The organism is Nostoc sp. JL34 (assembly GCF_017114945.1).
Lineage (GTDB): Bacteria > Cyanobacteriota > Cyanobacteriia > Cyanobacteriales > Nostocaceae > Nostoc.
The window spans coordinates 1-18262 of record NZ_JABXKQ010000035.1 but is presented as its reverse complement, the minus strand read 5'-3'; the positions used below and the strand labels follow the sequence as shown (position 1 = coordinate 18262).

Annotated in this window: 22 protein-coding genes; 10 read left to right on the top strand and 12 right to left on the bottom strand. The window is 42.7% G+C overall.

All coding sequences use genetic code 11. The features are described 5' to 3' along the window. Positions 1 to 225: 225 nt before the first annotated feature. Complete coding sequence (locus HWQ44_RS06010; RefSeq protein ID WP_229546895.1) at positions 226 to 435, top strand: hypothetical protein; 210 nt, start codon at positions 226 to 228, stop codon at positions 433 to 435. Positions 436 to 736: 301 nt separating this feature from the next. Here HWQ44_RS06010 and HWQ44_RS06005 read toward each other — a convergent pair whose 3' ends face one another. Both HWQ44_RS06005 and HWQ44_RS06000 read right to left on the bottom strand, forming a co-directional pair. Beyond that, complete coding sequence (locus HWQ44_RS06005) at positions 737 to 1048, bottom strand: threonine dehydratase (RefSeq protein WP_292716206.1); 312 nt, start codon at positions 1046 to 1048, stop codon at positions 737 to 739. A gap of 284 nt (positions 1049 to 1332) precedes the next feature. Continuing rightward, the gene (locus tag HWQ44_RS06000) at positions 1333 to 2211 is read right to left on the bottom strand and encodes a phosphodiester glycosidase family protein (RefSeq protein WP_292716203.1); all 879 of its coding nucleotides are present in this window, start codon (positions 2209 to 2211) and stop codon (positions 1333 to 1335) included. Positions 2212 to 2311: 100 nt separating this feature from the next. Here HWQ44_RS06000 and HWQ44_RS05995 point away from each other — a divergent pair, with 100 nt between their 5' ends. Next, entirely contained in the window at positions 2312 to 2617 is a 306-nt protein-coding gene (locus HWQ44_RS05995) for a hypothetical protein (RefSeq protein WP_292716200.1), read from the top strand. Further along, positions 2618 to 3061 carry a type II toxin-antitoxin system VapC family toxin gene (locus HWQ44_RS05990; RefSeq protein ID WP_292716197.1) on the top strand — a complete coding sequence of 148 codons (444 nt, stop codon included), beginning with the start codon at positions 2618 to 2620 and terminating at the stop codon, positions 3059 to 3061. It abuts the gene before it with no gap. 101 nt (positions 3062 to 3162) lie between these two features. Here HWQ44_RS05990 and HWQ44_RS05985 read toward each other — a convergent pair whose 3' ends face one another. The 4 genes from HWQ44_RS05985 to HWQ44_RS05970 all read right to left on the bottom strand — a co-directional run bounded on the left by HWQ44_RS05985 (position 3163) and on the right by HWQ44_RS05970 (position 7254). Then, a complete protein-coding gene (locus tag HWQ44_RS05985; RefSeq protein ID WP_292716194.1) occupies positions 3163 to 5364 on the bottom strand; it encodes a PAS domain S-box protein in 2202 nt (733 codons plus the stop codon). A 585-nt stretch (positions 5365 to 5949) separates the two neighbouring features. Beyond that, entirely contained in the window at positions 5950 to 6807 is an 858-nt protein-coding gene (locus tag HWQ44_RS05980; protein ID WP_292716191.1) for an SDR family NAD(P)-dependent oxidoreductase, read from the bottom strand. 44 nt (positions 6808 to 6851) lie between these two features. Then, positions 6852 to 7082 (bottom strand): hypothetical protein, encoded by a 231-nt coding sequence (locus tag HWQ44_RS05975; RefSeq protein WP_292716189.1) that lies wholly within the window; start codon positions 7080 to 7082, stop codon positions 6852 to 6854. A 31-nt stretch (positions 7083 to 7113) separates the two neighbouring features. After that, a complete protein-coding gene (locus HWQ44_RS05970) occupies positions 7114 to 7254 on the bottom strand; it encodes a hypothetical protein (RefSeq protein ID WP_292716186.1) in 141 nt (46 codons plus the stop codon). 142 nt (positions 7255 to 7396) lie between these two features. Here HWQ44_RS05970 and tatC point away from each other — a divergent pair, with 142 nt between their 5' ends. Together tatC and HWQ44_RS05960 are read left to right on the top strand one after the other, a co-directional pair. Further along, positions 7397 to 8191 carry a twin-arginine translocase subunit TatC gene (gene tatC / locus HWQ44_RS05965; protein WP_292716183.1) on the top strand — a complete coding sequence of 265 codons (795 nt, stop codon included), beginning with the start codon at positions 7397 to 7399 and terminating at the stop codon, positions 8189 to 8191. Positions 8192 to 8235: 44 nt separating this feature from the next. Beyond that, positions 8236 to 8571 (top strand): tRNA-binding protein, encoded by a 336-nt coding sequence (locus HWQ44_RS05960; protein WP_292716181.1) that lies wholly within the window; start codon positions 8236 to 8238, stop codon positions 8569 to 8571. Between the two features lie 72 nt (positions 8572 to 8643). Here the strand turns inward: HWQ44_RS05960 and HWQ44_RS05955 are convergent, their stop codons facing one another. After that, complete coding sequence (locus HWQ44_RS05955) at positions 8644 to 8952, bottom strand: DUF3067 family protein (RefSeq protein ID WP_292716178.1); 309 nt, start codon at positions 8950 to 8952, stop codon at positions 8644 to 8646. 229 nt (positions 8953 to 9181) lie between these two features. Here HWQ44_RS05955 and petC point away from each other — a divergent pair, with 229 nt between their 5' ends. From petC to HWQ44_RS05930, 5 genes are all read left to right on the top strand, one after another. Then, positions 9182 to 9721, top strand: a complete 540-nt coding sequence (gene petC, locus HWQ44_RS05950) for a cytochrome b6-f complex iron-sulfur subunit (RefSeq protein WP_292716175.1) — start codon at positions 9182 to 9184, stop codon at positions 9719 to 9721. Positions 9722 to 9889: 168 nt separating this feature from the next. Continuing rightward, positions 9890 to 10891, top strand: coding sequence for a cytochrome f (petA, locus tag HWQ44_RS05945; protein WP_292716212.1), 1002 nt, complete (start codon positions 9890 to 9892; stop codon positions 10889 to 10891). 472 nt (positions 10892 to 11363) lie between these two features. Next, positions 11364 to 11948 carry a leucine zipper domain-containing protein gene (locus HWQ44_RS05940; protein ID WP_292716172.1) on the top strand — a complete coding sequence of 195 codons (585 nt, stop codon included), beginning with the start codon at positions 11364 to 11366 and terminating at the stop codon, positions 11946 to 11948. 54 nt (positions 11949 to 12002) lie between these two features. Further along, entirely contained in the window at positions 12003 to 12380 is a 378-nt protein-coding gene (locus tag HWQ44_RS05935; protein ID WP_292716169.1) for a DUF2358 domain-containing protein, read from the top strand. Between the two features lie 534 nt (positions 12381 to 12914). Beyond that, positions 12915 to 14198, top strand: coding sequence for an aspartate aminotransferase family protein (locus HWQ44_RS05930; RefSeq protein ID WP_292716166.1), 1284 nt, complete (start codon positions 12915 to 12917; stop codon positions 14196 to 14198). A 129-nt stretch (positions 14199 to 14327) separates the two neighbouring features. Here the strand turns inward: HWQ44_RS05930 and HWQ44_RS05925 are convergent, their stop codons facing one another. The 5 genes from HWQ44_RS05925 to HWQ44_RS05905 form a co-directional block, all read right to left on the bottom strand. Further along, positions 14328 to 14963 carry a DUF4129 domain-containing protein gene (locus HWQ44_RS05925; RefSeq protein ID WP_292716164.1) on the bottom strand — a complete coding sequence of 212 codons (636 nt, stop codon included), beginning with the start codon at positions 14961 to 14963 and terminating at the stop codon, positions 14328 to 14330. Between the two features lie 139 nt (positions 14964 to 15102). Continuing rightward, positions 15103 to 15588 carry a DUF2243 domain-containing protein gene (locus HWQ44_RS05920; RefSeq protein WP_292716162.1) on the bottom strand — a complete coding sequence of 162 codons (486 nt, stop codon included), beginning with the start codon at positions 15586 to 15588 and terminating at the stop codon, positions 15103 to 15105. Between the two features lie 97 nt (positions 15589 to 15685). Next, positions 15686 to 16078 carry a pentapeptide repeat-containing protein gene (locus HWQ44_RS05915; protein ID WP_292716159.1) on the bottom strand — a complete coding sequence of 131 codons (393 nt, stop codon included), beginning with the start codon at positions 16076 to 16078 and terminating at the stop codon, positions 15686 to 15688. A 203-nt stretch (positions 16079 to 16281) separates the two neighbouring features. Continuing rightward, positions 16282 to 17013 (bottom strand): dienelactone hydrolase family protein, encoded by a 732-nt coding sequence (locus HWQ44_RS05910; RefSeq protein ID WP_292716156.1) that lies wholly within the window; start codon positions 17011 to 17013, stop codon positions 16282 to 16284. 105 nt (positions 17014 to 17118) lie between these two features. Next, positions 17119 to 18033, bottom strand: a complete 915-nt coding sequence (locus HWQ44_RS05905; protein WP_292716153.1) for an AraC family transcriptional regulator — start codon at positions 18031 to 18033, stop codon at positions 17119 to 17121. Positions 18034 to 18262: the final 229 nt, after the last annotated feature.

The window sequence follows — 18262 nt, the reverse complement described above, 5'->3', positions numbered from 1 at the left end:
AACTTTTGCGCTCACTTTACTTCAACACAGTAAAAGATGTCAAATGGGTTCTATATAGTGTTTTGAGTATAAATCAACTTGACATTATCAAGATTAAATTGATACGATTTGAAGATTTGAATTTTTGTGTTACACTTAAATAAACATTGCTATTGTTGAAGAACTGAAGTATAGCAATATATTTTTCCTTTAACTAAGCAAATTCCTGGGCAAGGTTGGTATTAATTGAAAATTCAAGCGTTGGAAGTCAAGGCTGGCGATCGCATCATTGCTTACTGCAACAATAAAATGCAAACCTGCAAGGTAAAACGCATTTTAGATCCGGGTCAAGCTAATATCACACTATCAGTATTTACCTCTGAGAATTATCGCGGCTGCTCAGTTTCATCTATAGTCCGCTTTCGGAGCAACGCCTTGGTTGATTTAGTAAGTTAAAAATCAAGTAAATATTCAATCTCAAAAAGCTCTCTAGCTCTTGTCCAGCCTAAAACTGGATATTTTTCTGATTAAAGGTGCGATCATCGCACATACAGATACGTCAATTGTGGCTGGATGATTTTCCACAAAAGCGCCCTCACACCATACCAATGCAGGCGACAGTAATTTATAAAATTCTGAGATGAAAAATTGGGAGTGTGATGGCGCAAAGCTTTCACCGTAAGCGATGTTTAACGAGAAACCGCATTGCGAATGCGTCTAGGCATTATTAAGATCACCCTCCAATTGATGGCTTTTGTTAGTTCTTTTTCACATCACGAGCCATATTGAGGTAGTAGTCGTCAAGTTTGGCGTTAGGACGACGGCGGTTAGTGGTAGGAGTTTTAACACTGTTATCCTGAGCCTTTTCAATTGGCTGTTTAGCAGAAACTTGCTTTATGCCTTGCACTTCATCAGATTCTAAGAAATAACCAGGCTTATTGAATCCGAAAAGCTTGGCAAAAAAACCAAATATATTTCCGACAAAATTAGCAAAACTTTGGAATAAAACACCAAACAAGCCTTCAAAACGAAGGAACAAGTTCCGAATAATTTGAGTTACACGAAGCATAACAGCACCCTCTATGATTGCCTATTATCATTGTGACTCAATTCGGATTCGGGGATTGATGCCATAGCAAAAATCTATCAGTGGGTAGGTATAGCTCAACTAAGACTTACGCAAGTGTCATCTTTTTGTCGTAGTTAAATTTACTGCATCAGTTGTATCGTTAGCCCCTAGAGCATCGATTCAGTAATCAAAAACCAACCCCCCAGCCCCCGGAGCTAAACCCCCCTCTCCTCGTAGGAGAAGGGTAGGGGGAGAGGTTCTTCCAGGATTACTGAATTGGTGTCCTAGTTTTCCTGAACCAGCAAAACTGATTTCACCGGACGCTTGATAGAATTTCCCTCCAAATCAACCTTCCCGTAAAAGGTTTTGCCCTTGTAATAAAGCGAAGACGAACTCCCTCCATCCAGATTCATCGCTTGATCAGCACCAAGGGTTTTCATCAAATCAGCTAATGCTGGCAAAGATATTCCAGAGTTAGCGGCAGCCGATGGTTTTTGAGCTACCATAACTAAAACAATACTGCCATCACGAGTTATACCCACAGCAGTTCTGGCGTTGGGTTGGTTGCTGCCAAGTGCATCTCGTTTATTGTTATTATCTACAAAACCCTCTTTTGCTAACGTGAGTTCTGGTAATAGGCGTGGGCCAGCACCTATAGCATCGACTAACTGACAACCTCCTGGTAGTGACTGGCTGTGTAGGGCAATGGAATAGCTGATAGTTTGGCCACATAAGTGGCGGCGGAATTCTGTGCGATTGAATATTTGACCCAGGTAAGATTTTAAGTTGGGATTGTTCACCAGGCGCTCGTTTTCCTTGGGATCGGCTATCAACTTTCCTTGTCGGACAACATAAGATGTAGTTTTTTGATTGGCTGGGTCAAAAAAGCCTGCATTCAAAACAGCCACAGCTTGATACTTTTGGGCAAATTCCTCTACAGTGGCTACCTTCTGTGATAATGCAGGAGTCACCAAAAATTTGCTATTAGCTGGAATCAAGACGATGTGAGCGATGCTTTGGGGCAAAGTGCGATCGAAGTAGCGGATAGTTTTTGGTGGTGAAGATACAACAGTCGGTATTGACGGTGTTGAAGAACGCAAATTAAACCATAACGCCATTGCCAAACTAATTAATATCAAACCCAGTAGTTTAATTTTCCTCACATTTAAATCCAATTGCGGTTAGCTCAAATAAAGTTGATTTAGTTGAAATACTTTAAGCTGAAAAATAAGTGATTAACTTGAATTAGATAATATTTTAGTTATGAACAGTCAACCAAAATCTGTTGTGAGTGATTTAGAACAAGCCCATAGTCAGGATATTGAAACAATTACGCTTTTGTTGGCGAAGATTTTCAACCGGACTCCATCGGAGATTAAACCTCACTTAAACACCATGCTTGAGCATCTGGTGCAACCATCAACGGAACGCCCTTTCTATGAAACTGCAACTCCCCAAGAGTGGGTGGCAGCATTTACTGAGTGGGTGGAGAGCCACCGAGAGCTTAACCTCTCATCGCTTTCTGATGAAGCCATTAGCCGCTCAAGTATTTATGGAGAACGAGGTTAAGTGCCTTACCTCGTAGATACTAATGTCCTGTTAAGGAGTGTAGACCTTAATCATCCAATGAACCCGGATGCCGTTAATGCTATCAGGAGGTTACGCGATCGCGGCGAACAGTTCCACATTGTACCGCAAAACTTGATTGAATTTTGGAACGTCTACACACGCCCAACTGAGAGAAATGGCTTAGGGCGTAGTGTAGCAAAAACACAGGCAGAAGTTAACCGTTTAAAGATGTTGTTCCCATTGTTGCTAGATACTGAAGCAATTTACCAGGAATGGGAAAGGCTGGTAATTGCCTATGGAATTAGGGGAGTCAACGTACACGATGCGCGACTAGTTGCAGCAATGCTGGTGCATGGGTTAACCCATATTCTGACATTTAACATTAGTGATTTTGCCCGTTACTCAGAAATTACTGCTGTTAATCCAACTGCGATCTCACCTTAAATTAAACCTTTGCATAAAAACTTGTATACAAGTTTTTATGCACAACAGTTATTACTAATACTAGGGCGTGTCGTTTGTGATATTTTAGCCACCAAAATAAATTAGCTATCTTTTATAACCGATTCTAGTTCTGGAGCTAGCAAATGTGTATCTCTGAATGTAGAGGCAGGTAAGTACACTGTAAATTGAGTCCCTCTGCCTACCTGACTGTAAACATTGACAAAACCACCGTGATTCTTAATAATACCCAACGCTGTAGAAAGTCCTAAACCTGTACCTTTGCTTATCTCTTTGGTAGTGAAAAATGGTTCAAAAATCCGTTGCTGAACTGACGACGACATCCCCATACCAGTATCCGTCACCACGATCGCAATATAAGAACCCACTCTCGCATCTATATTTATCTGAGCAGAATGTTCACCAATAACTAGATTTTCCGCCGCAATCCTTAGAATACCACCATTAGGCATAGCATCGCGGGCGTTGATTACCAAGTTTATCAGTACCTGATGTAGTTGAGTTGTGTCTCCACGGACGTACCAGAGATTTTTGGGGATATCTATTTGGCAGATGATGGATTTGGGGAATGTTTGAGCGATAATTTGCTCAATTTCTGCCATCAAAGGCTGAATTTGCACAATTGTCCGTTTGCTTTCAATACCCCGTGCAAAAGATAATACTTGTTTAAGCAAATTAGCGCCGCGTCTAACATTATTTTCTAAAGTTTGCAGTATTTGCTGACTCTGCGAATCGGGCAATTTCTTCTGCAACAGTTGAACTGACATTAAAATTGGCGATAGTATGTTGTTGAGGTCATGAGCGATACCGCCAGCTAGAGTACCGATACTCTCCAAACGTTGCGATCGCAGAAGTTGAGCTTCTAGTTGTTTTTGCTGCGTGATTTCGGTGTTTACACTCAAAATAGATTTGGGTTGTCCATTATCATGTCGGATCAGTGTCCACCGACTTTCAACGATAATTACTTTGCCTTCCCTTGTCAGTTGATGCAACTCACCCCGCCACTCACCCGTATTCATCACCTCCAAGTAAGCATCTTCTAGCTGTGGTGAAATCTCTTTATACAAAAGTTGCAAAACATTCTTACCCACAACTTCCTCAGCCTTCCAGGCGTATAAACGTTCAGCGCCTTGATTCCAAAATAAGATTTGATTGTGGATATTTCGCACCAGAATCGCGTCAGTTGATACATCCAGTAGCGCTGCTTGTTCACGGATTTTCTGTTCTGCCTGTTTTTGCTGGGTGATATCTCGCATCAGTGCCAAATGGATGAACGTTCCATCAGATTCGTTACGCAGTGGTACGGCATAAGTTTCCATGTAGCGGCGAGTACCTTGAAATCCCACAATTTCAAACTCCAAAGTCCCCTTGTTACCTTGGCAGATATTTTTATGCAAGTCGGCAAAGGCTGCTCTATAGTCTGGTACAATTACGGCATCAACTGGTTTACCAATCAAGACATCAGCACTTTCCACTTCCATTATTGCCAGCCCTTCTGCATTAATTTCTAAAAGAGTGCCATTCCTAGCAATTAACTGGATGCATTCTGGTTCTGCATCTATCATCGCTCGTAAACGATTTTCGCTTTGGCGTAGGGCCAGTTCTGTCTGCTGAAGTTGCCTGATATAACGCCACAACAAGTCATACAGCAGCGCCACCAGCACCAAATCCACAATAGCAGCGATAAAAAATGAAACTATCGCCTTTTGAGAATTTGCTTGTGATTGCTGCATTCCCTGGTGTAACAAATTTTGCTCCGCCTTCAAAATGTCGTGAATCAGCTGTTGAATCTCTTTGCCGATTTGCTTGTCTTGATCAGATAATATTTGCTGCCGAACTGCTTCTAATCCCTGCTTTTGTCTGAGGGAAACTTCTTGTTGCAGAATGTTGAGCTTGTTGGTAATTTTCGGCTCCAGCAAAACAATCCACTGCTGTTTTTGATGGTTATTGGCAGTTAACTTTTTGAGAATCTGAATATTGCTATTAGTTTGTTGATTAGCTGCAAGATAGGTTTGTAAATCATCTGCATCTGCTGTAATTAAGTAATTACGTTGTGCAGTTTCAGTATCTTTGAGTGTAGATTGGATACTTTCAAGTTGAGTAATAACTTCATAGGAGTATGTCACCCATTGTTGGTTATGAATCAGCTTTACAGTGTTGCTATATGAGACTACAGCATTAGTAAATACAACTGCCAATGTTAGGACAAATATTGCTTTTAGCTTTTGGACTCGATACCATTTTTTGATCATGCGATCGCCCTTTCTACCGCAGATGACCTCCATCAGCTAAAATTAAAGATTAAAAACAAATACTGAGAATATTTTAAAGAATTTGATAACACGGGTAGCAAAATACAATCTGTTATAGTTGTAAATATTTGGATTTTTGGAGATGATGATTTATACATAATAGTCACAAAGAAATCCGCCGATTTTGAATATAAATTCATTTTTAGCATTAGTGTAGCCAATGCAGTTCGGATCAGATACAGTAGTTTTCTTTTACATGAAGTACAAAGCTACGGGTTTGGAGGCAGGAGGTAGGAAGAAGGGAGTAGAAACTCTTTGTGTCGATGCGTGAGTCCTGCATTTTGTACCTTATCTACTTGAAAACTGCTGTAATTTGCCTATTTATAACATTTATAGAAATGTTGCAATGCAAGGTCTTTTTTGGGATTTATCATGTAACCCCACACTAACCGTGTCAGGTTACATGATAAATCCACAATGGAATTTGACACAAACTCACAGATGTGGATTTGTGTCAAAATAAGGTAAAAGCTAGTCTGGAAGCAGCTTTTAGAAATTGTATCGTTTCAAGTCATATCATGTCTGTCTAATTGCTTATTAAAAAACTCAGGCAGTAATCTACAAACCCATTGAGTATAAAATTATCCGGTCATGTAGATGATCGGGTAAAATATGCTTCAACACAGCTCCAATTTTGGCATCTTGTCCAACCAGATAGCGTGTCTTAGGTTGTTTTGCGGTGAGCGCATGGACAACAGCCTGAGCGACAATATCCGCAGAAATTCCCCCAGATGCGAGAACCTGCATTTTCTTGCGGACAATATTCATCGCCTGTCCGTAGAGATTTTGTGCCGATTGTGGCAGATCGTGCTGTGCTATTTCCGATTGACTTAGGGACTTTTCCCAGATTGGAGTAGCGATCGCACCAGGTTCGATAATAGAAACGGAGATTCCCCAAGGTCGTAATTCCATCCGCATCACATCAGTGAGTGCAACAAGCGCAAATTTCGACGCATTGTAAGCTCCCAGGAACGGCGTCGGACTTCTACCAGCAATGGAACCCATATTGACAATTCGACCCCGACTCTGGCGTAATAGACCAAGAAATCCTTGTGTCACTGCTAATTGTCCAGTGACATTAACTAGCATTTGTTGTTGAAATTCTGCGATCGCTAATAATTCTAACGGCCCAGGGACAGCAATTCCGGCATTGTTCACTAAACCTAAAATCCCCCCGCCACCGACTGCATTTGTTACCTTCTCAACCGCAGCTGCGATCGATTCAGCGTCAGTAACATCTAAAAAAATCGGAATGAGCCTTTGCGATCCTTTCTGTTTAAGTGTTTGAGCATCAATATCTTGACGCACGCCAGCAAAAACAGAGAAGCCCAACTGGTCTAAAAGCAAAGCACACGCTTGACCAATTCCTGTTGAGGCTCCAGTAACCACTACTGTACTTTGATTTTCTGCCACCATTAATTTTCTTTTTTTATCATGGGACTGCCTGCTGCCTTCTCTTATCAATCCTTGCAAATGCCAGCCCGAAGGCAATCTTCGGTTTGGTCATCTCTAGCCGATATTTGCCACGGCAAGATCCCTGATTGAGCATTTGTACTGTAAGCAATTAGAGCAGTTATTATGGGAAACTGGTTTTTGACAATTGTCACGTCACTACTATAAGTATTGCCTAGCTCAACATTGTATAAATAAACAGGCAATGCCATCAGGGCAATGCAAATTATCCGGTTCATACCCAACCTCAGCTAAAAATTTCCGATTGCGCTATGTATAGATGCCACCTTGATGAACCGGATTTTCAAAACTGAGTATTATATGTTGATGTTGTGTGAATTTACTCAGCGCTACTAGCCGCAGAGACGTGATTTTTAAATTATCGGTTCCACCCTTTTTTAGGTTAGGCATTGCCTACAAGATGGCTTCCTACTAACTTATCCAGATACAAGCCCAAAAAACAGGATAAAAACCCACAATACCCAAAAACATATCTTGGGTAGCTGCATTCCCCGGATAAAATAGTTAACAAATGTTGCCTACTAGCTGACTCATGACGCCTTCACAAGACGTAGATAGTGTAAAGGTTCCCAACCTCGATCCAGAAGAATATGGCAACTCAGACACCGATCCTCTTGATGAGTTGCCAGATGAAATCGAAATGTCCCTTTTCGACCACCTAGAAGAGTTACGACTGCGGATTTTCTATTCGTTGATTGCCGTAGCAGTCGGCATTATCGGCTGTTTCTTTGCCGTTAAGCCAATTGTCCAACTACTTGAGGTTCCAGCACAAGGAGTAAAATTTCTCCAACTTGCACCAGGAGAATATTTCTTTGTCTCCCTCAAAGTGGCAGCCTACACTGGCTTCGTACTTACTAGTCCTTTCATTCTTTATCAGATTATCCAGTTTGTGCTTCCAGGACTGACTCGCCGCGAACGCCGTTTACTGGGGCCTGTGGTTTTAGGTTCGAGTGTGCTGTTTGCAGCGGGGTTAGTATTTGCCTATTTACTTCTTATCCCCGCAGCTTTGAAATTTTTCATCAGCTATGGAGCAGATGTAGTCGAACAACTTTGGTCAATTGATAAGTATTTTGAATTTGTGCTGCTACTGTTATTCAGTACTGGTTTAGCATTTCAAATTCCCATCATCCAACTGTTGCTCGGTAATTTAAACATTGTCTCGTCAGAACGGATGGTTTCTGGCTGGCGTTACGTGATTATGGGAGCAGTAATTTTAGGAGCCGTTCTAACACCTTCTACTGACCCCCTGACTCAAAGTCTGTTAGCAGGAGCAGTTTTAGGGCTTTATTTCGGTGGTGTTGGACTGGTGAAGCTTACAGGTAAATGATCGTCGCATTGCTCTAATTCAAAAAAATCTCATCTTACAAGTAAATGAGACAAGTTAGTTATGATGACTTTGAAAAAGTTGAGATTCATGTTGGCAAAGTCATCAAAGTCGAAGAGTTCCCTAAAGCTAAAAAAGCAGCTTATAAGTTGTGGATAGATTTTGGCGATTTGGGCATCAAAAAATCTAGTGCCCAAATTACTAAAAATTATGAGCCAGAGGAATTAATCAACAGATTAATATTAGCTGTTACTAACTTCCCATCCCGTCAAATTGCCGATTTTATCTCGGAAGTTTTAGTTTTGGGAGTGGTTATAGACGATAAAGAAGTTGTATTAATTCAGCCAGATAGAAATGTAGCATTGGGCAAAAGAATTCTATAGCACATTATGGTATTTTGAGATAAAAAATACTCTAATTACTCAGAATTTTATTCATGTTAATGCATTAGCGGGTCATAATATCCATTCCGAAGAACGTTTACCCAAATCTAGAGGAATGCTAACAGCCTTGCCAAGCCGGGGGCGATCGCGTGTTTGGGCAATAAATGTTTGTACCTGTGTTGACCCACCCAAGGCATGAAGATAATTGGCAATGCTATCGAGATGCTCTTGGTACTCCGCCTCGCTCAAGGGAAAAGAAGCTTGCTCCAGATATTTCCACATGACTTGCAAAAATATCTTTCCCTGTGCCCGCCGCAACTGGACATCGTAAGAATATCCCCACTTTTCAAGCAACATCTGGCGTAATTCCTGTCCTGTCATAGCTTTTCTCAATCAGATTTTACATTTAGTTATGATGTTAAGTTCCGTGACTCCAGTATGATAAGGATATAAAGAAATGTAATGCTAACAGAAAAGATGCTAAATATATCTTGGAACAGAGAAGTATGGCATCGTTGTGAGCGCTAGCATTTCGACTTAGACAAGAGTTCCTCAAGTACTAGTACTTTTGTCAAAATGCTTAACAAAATACACAAAGAGCGCGTAGATTATGGCTCAATTTTCTGAATCAGCAGACGTGCCCGATATGGGGCGTCGTCAGTTCATGAATCTGCTCACTTTTGGGACTGTGACTGGAGTGGCTCTGGGTGCATTGTATCCCGTTGTCAAGTACTTTATTCCACCCGCAACTGGTGGTGCTGGTGGTGGTGTAACGGCAAAAGACGAGCTAGGTAACGATGTTAGTGTCACTAAATTTCTAGAAAACCGGAATGCAGGCGATCGCAACCTAGTCCAAGGACTAAAGGGAGATCCCACCTACATTGTGGTAGACAGCAAAGAGGCGATCAAAGATTATGGCATTAACGCCATCTGTACCCACTTAGGTTGTGTCGTCCCCTGGAACGTTGCTGAGAACAAATTCAAGTGTCCTTGTCATGGTTCCCAGTATGACGAAACTGGTAAGGTAGTTCGGGGCCCAGCACCTCTGTCTCTGGCTTTAGCCCATACCAAAGTAAACGACGACAAAATCGTCTTGACCCCTTGGACTGAAACCGACTTCCGCACAGGTGATGCACCTTGGTGGGGTTAATAATTTTGTCCTTAGTCCTTAGTCATTTGTCCTTTGTTCAGGGCTTAATGACTAATGACCCTTACGGGTTCGCCAGTCGCTCATAGGGGAAACCCCTAAGACCGCGCTGGCTCACTAATGACTAATGACCAATGACTAATGACTAATTCAATCGTCGCCCTTATAGAGATGAGAAATGTTTTCATAACAGCGAGGTTAACTCGCAGTGCTAGAGCGATTGTAAAAACATTGCTCATAGCGATCGCTACCGTGACATTTTACTTCACCAGCGATCTAGCCCTTCCCCAATCCGCTGCCGCCTATCCCTTTTGGGCACAGCAAACCTATCCCGAAACCCCCCGCGAACCAACCGGGCGGATTGTTTGTGCCAACTGTCACCTAGCCGCCAAGGTTACAGAAGTGGAAGTTCCCCAATCGGTGCTACCTGACACTGTATTCAAAGCTGTGGTGAAAATCCCCTACGATCTAAGCGCCCAGCAAGTTGGTGCCGATGGTTCTAAGGTTGGCTTGAACGTCGGTGCTGTACTGATGCTACCTGAAGGCTTTAAGATTGCTCCCGAAGACCGTCTTTCCGAGGAACTTAAAGAAGAAGTTGGCGACACTACCTTCCAACCCTACAGCGAAGACAAAGAGAATGTCGTCATCGTCGGCCCCTTACCCGGTGAACAGTATCAGGAAATCATCTTCCCAGTTCTTTCTCCCAACCCCGCAACCGACAAAAACATCCACTTCGGTAAATATTCAGTTCACGTAGGTGGTAATCGGGGACGCGGACAAGTTTATCCCACTGGCGAAAAGAGCAACAACACTGTTTACAACGCTTCCGCTACTGGCACAATTACCAAAATTGCCAAAGAGGAAGATGGAGACGGTAACGTCAAATATTTAGTAAACATTCAACCTGAATCTGGTGATGTTGTCGTTGATACGATTCCTTTAGGGCCAGACCTGCTTGTTTCTGAAGGGCAAACAGTTAAGACTGGTGATGCTTTGACCAGCAACCCGAATGCCGGTGGATTCGGTCAAACAGATGCAGAAATCGTATTGCAAGACTCCTCTAGAGTTAAATGGATGATAGCGTTCATCGCTCTTGTAATGTTAGCCCAAGTTATGCTGGTGCTGAAGAAGAAGCAGGTTGAGAAAGTTCAAGCTGCTGAGATGAATTTCTAAATTCTTTGCTAAATCATTCCTTATAGGACAGGCAAAATGCCTGTCTTTTTTATATCCGATATTCCGCAGGTTAGTTGAGCTAGGGACTGACAAATAAAAAAATATCCAACTATTTAATTGTGGGGTGGGCGTCTCGCCCGCCCAGTAACCAAAGGCGGGCAAGATGCCCACCCCACAAGATTGGATAATTTATTTCTTGGAAGTCCCCTAACCTGCGAAATGTCACAAACAATCAGAGTAATGCCTATGGCAGGCTACACCTACACTAAAATTAACCCTTGACCTTTTTTGAATTAAAAATTAAAAGTTAAAAATTAAGAACAAAAATAATTTTTAATTAATTAATTTTGGGTACCAGCCCCCACTGAAATCAAAGATTTCAGTGGTCTACAATCAGTGGTGGGTTCATGTTCTAGTGAATAAGCTGATACACCTCTGCGCTAATCTAGAGGCTATATCTAATCAACAGGTTATGACATCTGAAGAAATTGTGAGTACGCTAACAGAATTATTTGGCACATCGGCTGTTGCTGCGTTGGCGCAGCCCGTCGTAGACATCGCTCCTAGATCGTGGCAAGTAGATACTTCTACTTTTCGGCTGTTGGTGCTGCTTTCCGAAGATAATACTTGGCTGCGAGTTTTACTGCCTATTGTGCCTATCCAACAAGCCAAACCATTTTTAGAACAGTTCCTAGAAGCCAACTTTGATGACACTCAGGAAGTCCGTTATGCTTTGTATGAAGGGGTTGTTTGGGGAGTATTTCAACATAATAGGAGCACTTTAGTGAGTGCAGATTTGTCCAATGCAATCAGTCGCCTTGTATCTCTCTATCAGGCTGGATTAGATAATGTCTTTAATCGACTAATTGAAAGCCGCATCCGGCAAATTATTCAGGCAGCAAAACAGCAAGGACAATCTCTACAAGCTACTATGCAAAGCTTAGAACGCTTTTACGCTGAAGGATTAATGGGCGAAATAAATCAAACCTCAGAGGCACGAGAAGTAGTTCTCATTGCTTGGCGGAGTCAGTTAGAACGTTTATGGAATGAGGGTTAATTTCAATTTTTAAGTGTTCCATATTAAACCAATTTATAGATATATCTGTTTATCATGAATATTATTGAAATCCTCACAGAAGACTATCAAAGATTCCCAGTAAATCAAACTTACAGCATTTACGCTCCAGACGTTTATTTTCAAGACCCACTGAATAAATTTAGTGGTGTTAAACGTTACAAAGAAATGATTAATTTTATCCAAACTTGGTTTTTAGATCCCAAGATGGATTTACACAATATTCAACGTTTAGGAGACATAGTAAAAACTGAGTGGACACTCAGTTGGAATACTCCTCTTCCCTGGAAGCCACGGATATCTATTCCTGGTTGGAGTGAGTTAGGTCTTAACTCTGATGGTTTGATTGTCTCCCATATCGATTATTGGAACTGTTCACGCCTGGATGTGGTGAAGCAGCATTTTTTCTCTTGAAGGGGTGGATAGATGAAATAAAAATAACCCTAGAAGGTAGGAAGATGGCTTACCCCGATCTAACCAAAAGAACCTGTTGAATTTGCACAAAGCTGAGATGCACCTTGAAATGGCTGTTGGGTTATTGAGTCAATCGCGATCGATAAAATCTCCGATTTTTTAAAGAAAGTCGGAGATATGTGGCTTTCAATAGGTCGTGCCCATCACTCCCTAACTTGCTGCGCCGATCTAACAGTGCATCTCGTAGAGAAGTTGGGGAGGAATGGACGCTCCGTGACTCTTTACTGGTCAAGAAATTCCTTTAAGATTTGGATAGGGTCTGAATCCCCAACCAAATCTTAAGAGTCCCCAATCCCTAGTTCAATTGCTCAAGTGTTGAGTACAAAGTTTTTTTCACCACCGCCAAGCGTTTGAGGTTATGTAAGCGTTAGCTTAAGAACAAGTACGAGTTGTACTAAATAAAAAGTATTTTTTAGGGATTTCTAGGAAACTAGTAAATAACTATATAATGAAAAACTTTCAGGAGGAGCGGTAGTGAGCCTACAAACTCTCGTTGAACAAGCCACCATCCCCCCAGATTCAGGGTCTGTAGCATCTAGTCCCTTTGAGGCAGATAGCTTTAATCAAGCTGTCATGTCCACCTACGCCCGATTTCCCCTAGCCCTAGAACGGGGTGCTGGATGCCGGGTTTGGGATACACAGGGGCGAGAATATCTGGACTTTGTGGCGGGAATTGCCACTTGTACTTTGGGACACGCCCACCCAGCTATGGTAGAAGCGGTGACACGCCAAATCCAGAAGTTGCACCATGTCTCTAATTTGTACTACATTCCTGAGCAAGGTGAATTGGCAAAATGGATCGTTGATCATTCTTGTGCCGATCGCGTATTTTTCTGCAACTCTGGAGCTGAAGCTAACGAAGCCGCAATTAAACTGGCGCGGAAATATGCCCACACAGTATTAGACATTGAAAAACCGATTATCTTAACCGCCCATGCCAGTTTCCACGGACGGACTTTGGCAACGATTACCGCCACTGCACAACCGAAGTATCAAAAGTATTTTGATCCCTTGGTTCCTGGTTTCCACTACGTAAATTACAACGATATTAACGCTGTAGAAGTGGCAATTAGTGAGTTGGATGAAGGCGATTATCGGGTAGCAGCGATTCTGATCGAGCCATTGCAGGGAGAAGGCGGTGTCCGTCCAGGAGATGTTGCTTATTTCAAAAAGCTACGGCAGATTTGCGATGAAACTGGCGTTTTGTTAATTTTTGATGAAGTACAAGTTGGCATGGGGCGCAGCGGCAAATTATGGGGTTACGAACACCTCGGCGTTGAACCAGATATATTCACCAGTGCCAAAGGCTTAGGTGGCGGTATCCCCATCGGCGCAATGATGAGCAAGAAATTCTGCGATGTTTTTCAACCAGGGGAACACGCCAGCACTTTTGGCGGAAATCCATTTGTGTGTGGTGTGGCACTCAGCGTTTGCCAGACATTGGAACGGGAAAATATTTTGCAGAATGTACAAGATAGGGGTGAACAATTGCGATCTGGATTGAGGGCGATCGCAGCGAAATATCCTCAGCACATTAGCGAAGTTCGGGGTTGGGGTTTAATCAACGGTTTGGAGTTACGAGCCGACATTGGGCTAACCGCAGCCGATGTCGTCAATGCTGCTATCAAGGAGGGCGTATTGCTAGTACCGGCCGGGCCAAAAGTAGTCCGGTTTGTGCCACCGCTAATTGTCACAGAGGCGGAAGTAAACACTGCCTTGCAATCTGTAGATCAGGCGATCGCAACTCTCACAGCTTAGGTAATTAAAAAGCGAGGATAAGTCTTTATGCCTATCTCTCGCTTTTCCTTTCTTTTATATTAATTTTCACTAAAATAATTGATTTTTTAAAGTATATATGTATTGAAGATCCCTATCCCCGCATTCTCTTCATTCTGGATAAATTTCCCGATAGGCTTGCCAACACTGCTCATAATTATCTGGCAAAATCTCGGTATTCCCAAAGCATAATTGCTCGTGAGTAGTAATTAAAGTTTCATAAGGCTGTATGGGAGTCACAGACGATCGCAGTAATTGTAGATATTCTCCATCTGTACGGCTAAGTTTATGAGGTGCGTAGACGCCCTGCGGCTTGTCGTTAGACATGGCGTTTTGATGCAACTGCTGCAACATTGCTAAATAAACACAACGGCAAGCCTCACGGTAGTTACCTTGACGGTAAAATTCTTGCGATCGCTCCAACAAAAGAGCTATGGATAACTCACTAGAGGGAGTTTTTACGCGAAAATCTGTGAAATTGCCAGTTCTATTCAGCCACGAATATACATAAGGACTGAATTCTCGCCATAATCGCCAACCCACCCAAGCGATAAATAAGCCTATTACCAGCCAAAACAGGAATTTCAGCAACTCACCAAGCCTTGGGCTAATCGACCATCCAGTAGGCAATTCTGGCAAAGCCTGCTCAAAGCGGTAAAACTGGTATTCCCACCATTCTCCGGCTTGTTGTTGAAATTGAGAAAGCTGCCAACTTAAACTAGTTCTTTCAAAAGTATCTGTAGGCATAGGGGGGAGGGGGGAGAAGGGGAGGCAGGGGAGGGAGGGGGAGTAAGGGAGCAGAGGAGAAGTTGCAGTAAGTTTTTCCCCTTTACTCCTTTGCACCTCTGCCTCTTGTGCCCAATGCCCAATGCCCCATGCCCAATGACTAATGACTAATGACTCTTGACCTTTTTATCATTATCCAGCCGATAACAACAAGTAACGCACCGAATGCAAGAAATCCTAGATCCCAAGCTAACTCATTTGGGCCTGATTTCACATGATGGATACCGAGAATTTGGTGGTCAATTAAACCTTCAACCAAGTCGAACAACCCAGTACCAATCAGTATTGACCCAATAAAAGTCTGTGATGACCAAGGAACATCATCACGCCCACCTGCACGCCATAGCAACACAAGTCCTACCACAGTGAATATCCAATCCAAAGCATGAAATAACCCATCCCATACCATGTTCAAATCTATATTCGCCGTGTTTGTCAAAGGTCGAATGTTACTGAGCATATGATGCCACTGGAGGAGCTGATGCAGTAAAATTCCATCAAGAAATCCTCCAAGACCCACACCAAGAAAAATTCCAGCAGTAATTAGCGGTGCACGTCGGTTGAAGGTTTCACTTTTTGCCTCCATTGTCAACCTCATAGATAGGCTTTTTTACCAAAATACAACTCTTTTAGGATAAATATCTTCTATCTTGAGGCAAGTAAGATCATTCAACTTAAATGAATCAATCTTTAAATTTAATCTGCATACCCGCCTTCACGGGGTCGAAATCTTGGGGAAAATGGGTGTTGCGATCGTAGTCTGCTTTTTCCAGGTTCGCTCCTTTGAGATCAGCTTGGTGGAGATTAGCTGACATCAACAATGCTCCCCTAAGATCAGTATCCCTCAGATTAGCTTGACTGAGATCGGTAAAGCTCAGGTCAGATCCCCTGAGATTAGCGCTACTCAGGTTAGCTTCACTTAAGTCGGCATAACTGAAGTCAGATCCTCTCAAGTTAATGCCTTGCAAATCAGCATCACCCAGTTCTGCTTTACTAAAGTCTCGTTTTCCTGCTGCATAATTCTCTACAACAGTAGCAGCACTATTGATCGGCTGTTGAGAATTGACTTCAGGCATATAACAGCCTCATAGGTTATCTAGTTATTACTTTCCTCTTAAAGGGTGATTTATGTCAAAGGGCTTTTAGTATTCTGTTACAGCTTAGGTCATCACGTTTGATGGACTCGGCGCAGGGCAGTCACCACCGTTGCTAGAATCCGCCAATGATATTGAGAATTTGCGATCGCATCAAAACTTTCTCAATCCTCCTTCCTCCTGCCTCAGTACTGTAAGTGTTTGTGAAAGAATTGCCGGAGTTCATACCATGAATCCTCTGCTGCTGCTTGATTGTAAGAAGACCGCTCATTGCAGAAAAAGCCATGATTGGCATCTGGATAAAGCTTTAGCCTGTAGTCTTTGGCAAGTTCCTGAAATCGGGACTCGATCTGTTGAATGCGATCGCGCCCAATAAAAGGATCGACACCTCCAAAGAACAAGTAAACCGGCACTGTAACGTCTTTCACTGCCTCAATCCACTCCGAAGCGACCATACCGTAGAAGGGAGCTGCCGCAGCAATTGTAGATGACAACTTGCAGGCAGTCAGAAAGGTTAATCCACCACCCAGGCAGAATCCAGTTACGCCAACCCGATCGGGATACACATCCGATCGAGACTTTAGATAAGCCAACGCTGCCCCAATATCTTCCTCAATCGGTTTGCCAAAGTCCAAGCGCCACATCATTGCCATCGCCTGGTCAACTTCGTCGTATCCAAACTTGTTGTTGGGCAACTCCCGGTAGTATAAATCGGGGGTGAGAACAACATAACCTTCGCTGGCAATTCGGGTTGCTACGTTTTGGATATGGGGCGTTAAACCAAATGCCTCCATTAACAAGAGAACGGCTGGTTTTCGACCACCTTTAGGATGAGTAAACAGGAAAGCGGGCATCTGTCCATCGGGTGTAGGAATGAATACGGTTGTTTGTTCAATTTTGGTGTTTGTGTCAGTCATTCCAGTCTCTCTTCACAAGTATTGAGTAGAACCTGTTGATACTTTAGAAAAGTTTCTATTCAGGACTCTAGAAGAAAATTGCGGAATTTTTGGAGGTTCTTGCGGTCAGGTTTGCAACAGTTGTTTTGGAGTAATACCAACTATGTGTTTAAAGCATCTGGTCAAATGACTTTGATCGCAAAAACCTGTTCGCATGGCAATTTCTGCAATGCTCAGGTTGCTGTGCTTTAACAAATGTTTTGCCTTTTCAATGCGACGTTGCAGGATGTATTGGTGGGGTGTGATTCCCATCCGTTGCTTAAACAGACGGAGAAAATGGTAGGGACTGAGTTGGGCGATCGCACTCAGATCAGCCAACTTCAAGTCTTGATGGAGATGCTCATGAATATACTCTGTCACTTGTTTGAGAATTGCTTGAGATAGTCCATTTGCATAACTGGAAAGCTTCGGTTGCGTAGTGCAATAGTTCCGTAGGAGGTGAATCGCTAAAGTTGTTTTGAAGCTGTCAATCAGCAAATCTCCGCCGATTTTGCCAGACTCTAATTCATCTCTCAAGGTCGAGAAAATACCTTGAATCAGCACATCTTGCTGACTCATAAACCGAGGCATGAGTTCAATGCGATCAGGATTGACAAAATCCTCACCCACCTGTTGGAGCAATGCAGGCTCAATTGCCAAGACCATAAATTCAACTGAGGTATTCCAGTTACAGCGATGGGAAATACCCGCAGGAATCACTGCAATATCTCCGGTTCTCCGCCTTTCCTGTTGCAGCTTTCCATCTAACCACCGCTCTCCTGTCTTATTATCCCGCTCTAGTTCTTCAAGTGAGTCAGGAAGCCCACAAGCAATGATATGCATCGTATGTTGATGCTCGACGATTTCAAATTTTGGCTGTTGGTAAACTTCCAGATGCAGATGACTCCAGCCAGTGCTTGAGAGGATAGAGGGTTTCGGCAATAGGGAATTTGCGGCATTCGCTTGGCGATAATCAATAACTGACACTTTTTGCATTGACATTTCATCCCCCATTGCAATCTTGCCCACTATGCTTCTAATGTGCCAAACTTGCGTTAATTTAGAGAAAGACGGCGAGTCAGCTTATTGCTTCTAGGGATGGGATGAATCGCCCTGGGGTTTCGCCATCTTGATCGTTACAGAGCTGTAAACTGATTTACTATGAGACGAGAAGCACTATAGAACCCATTTGATATCTTTTTTAGCTAGCTAGCAGCTAGTCTTTTGAGCA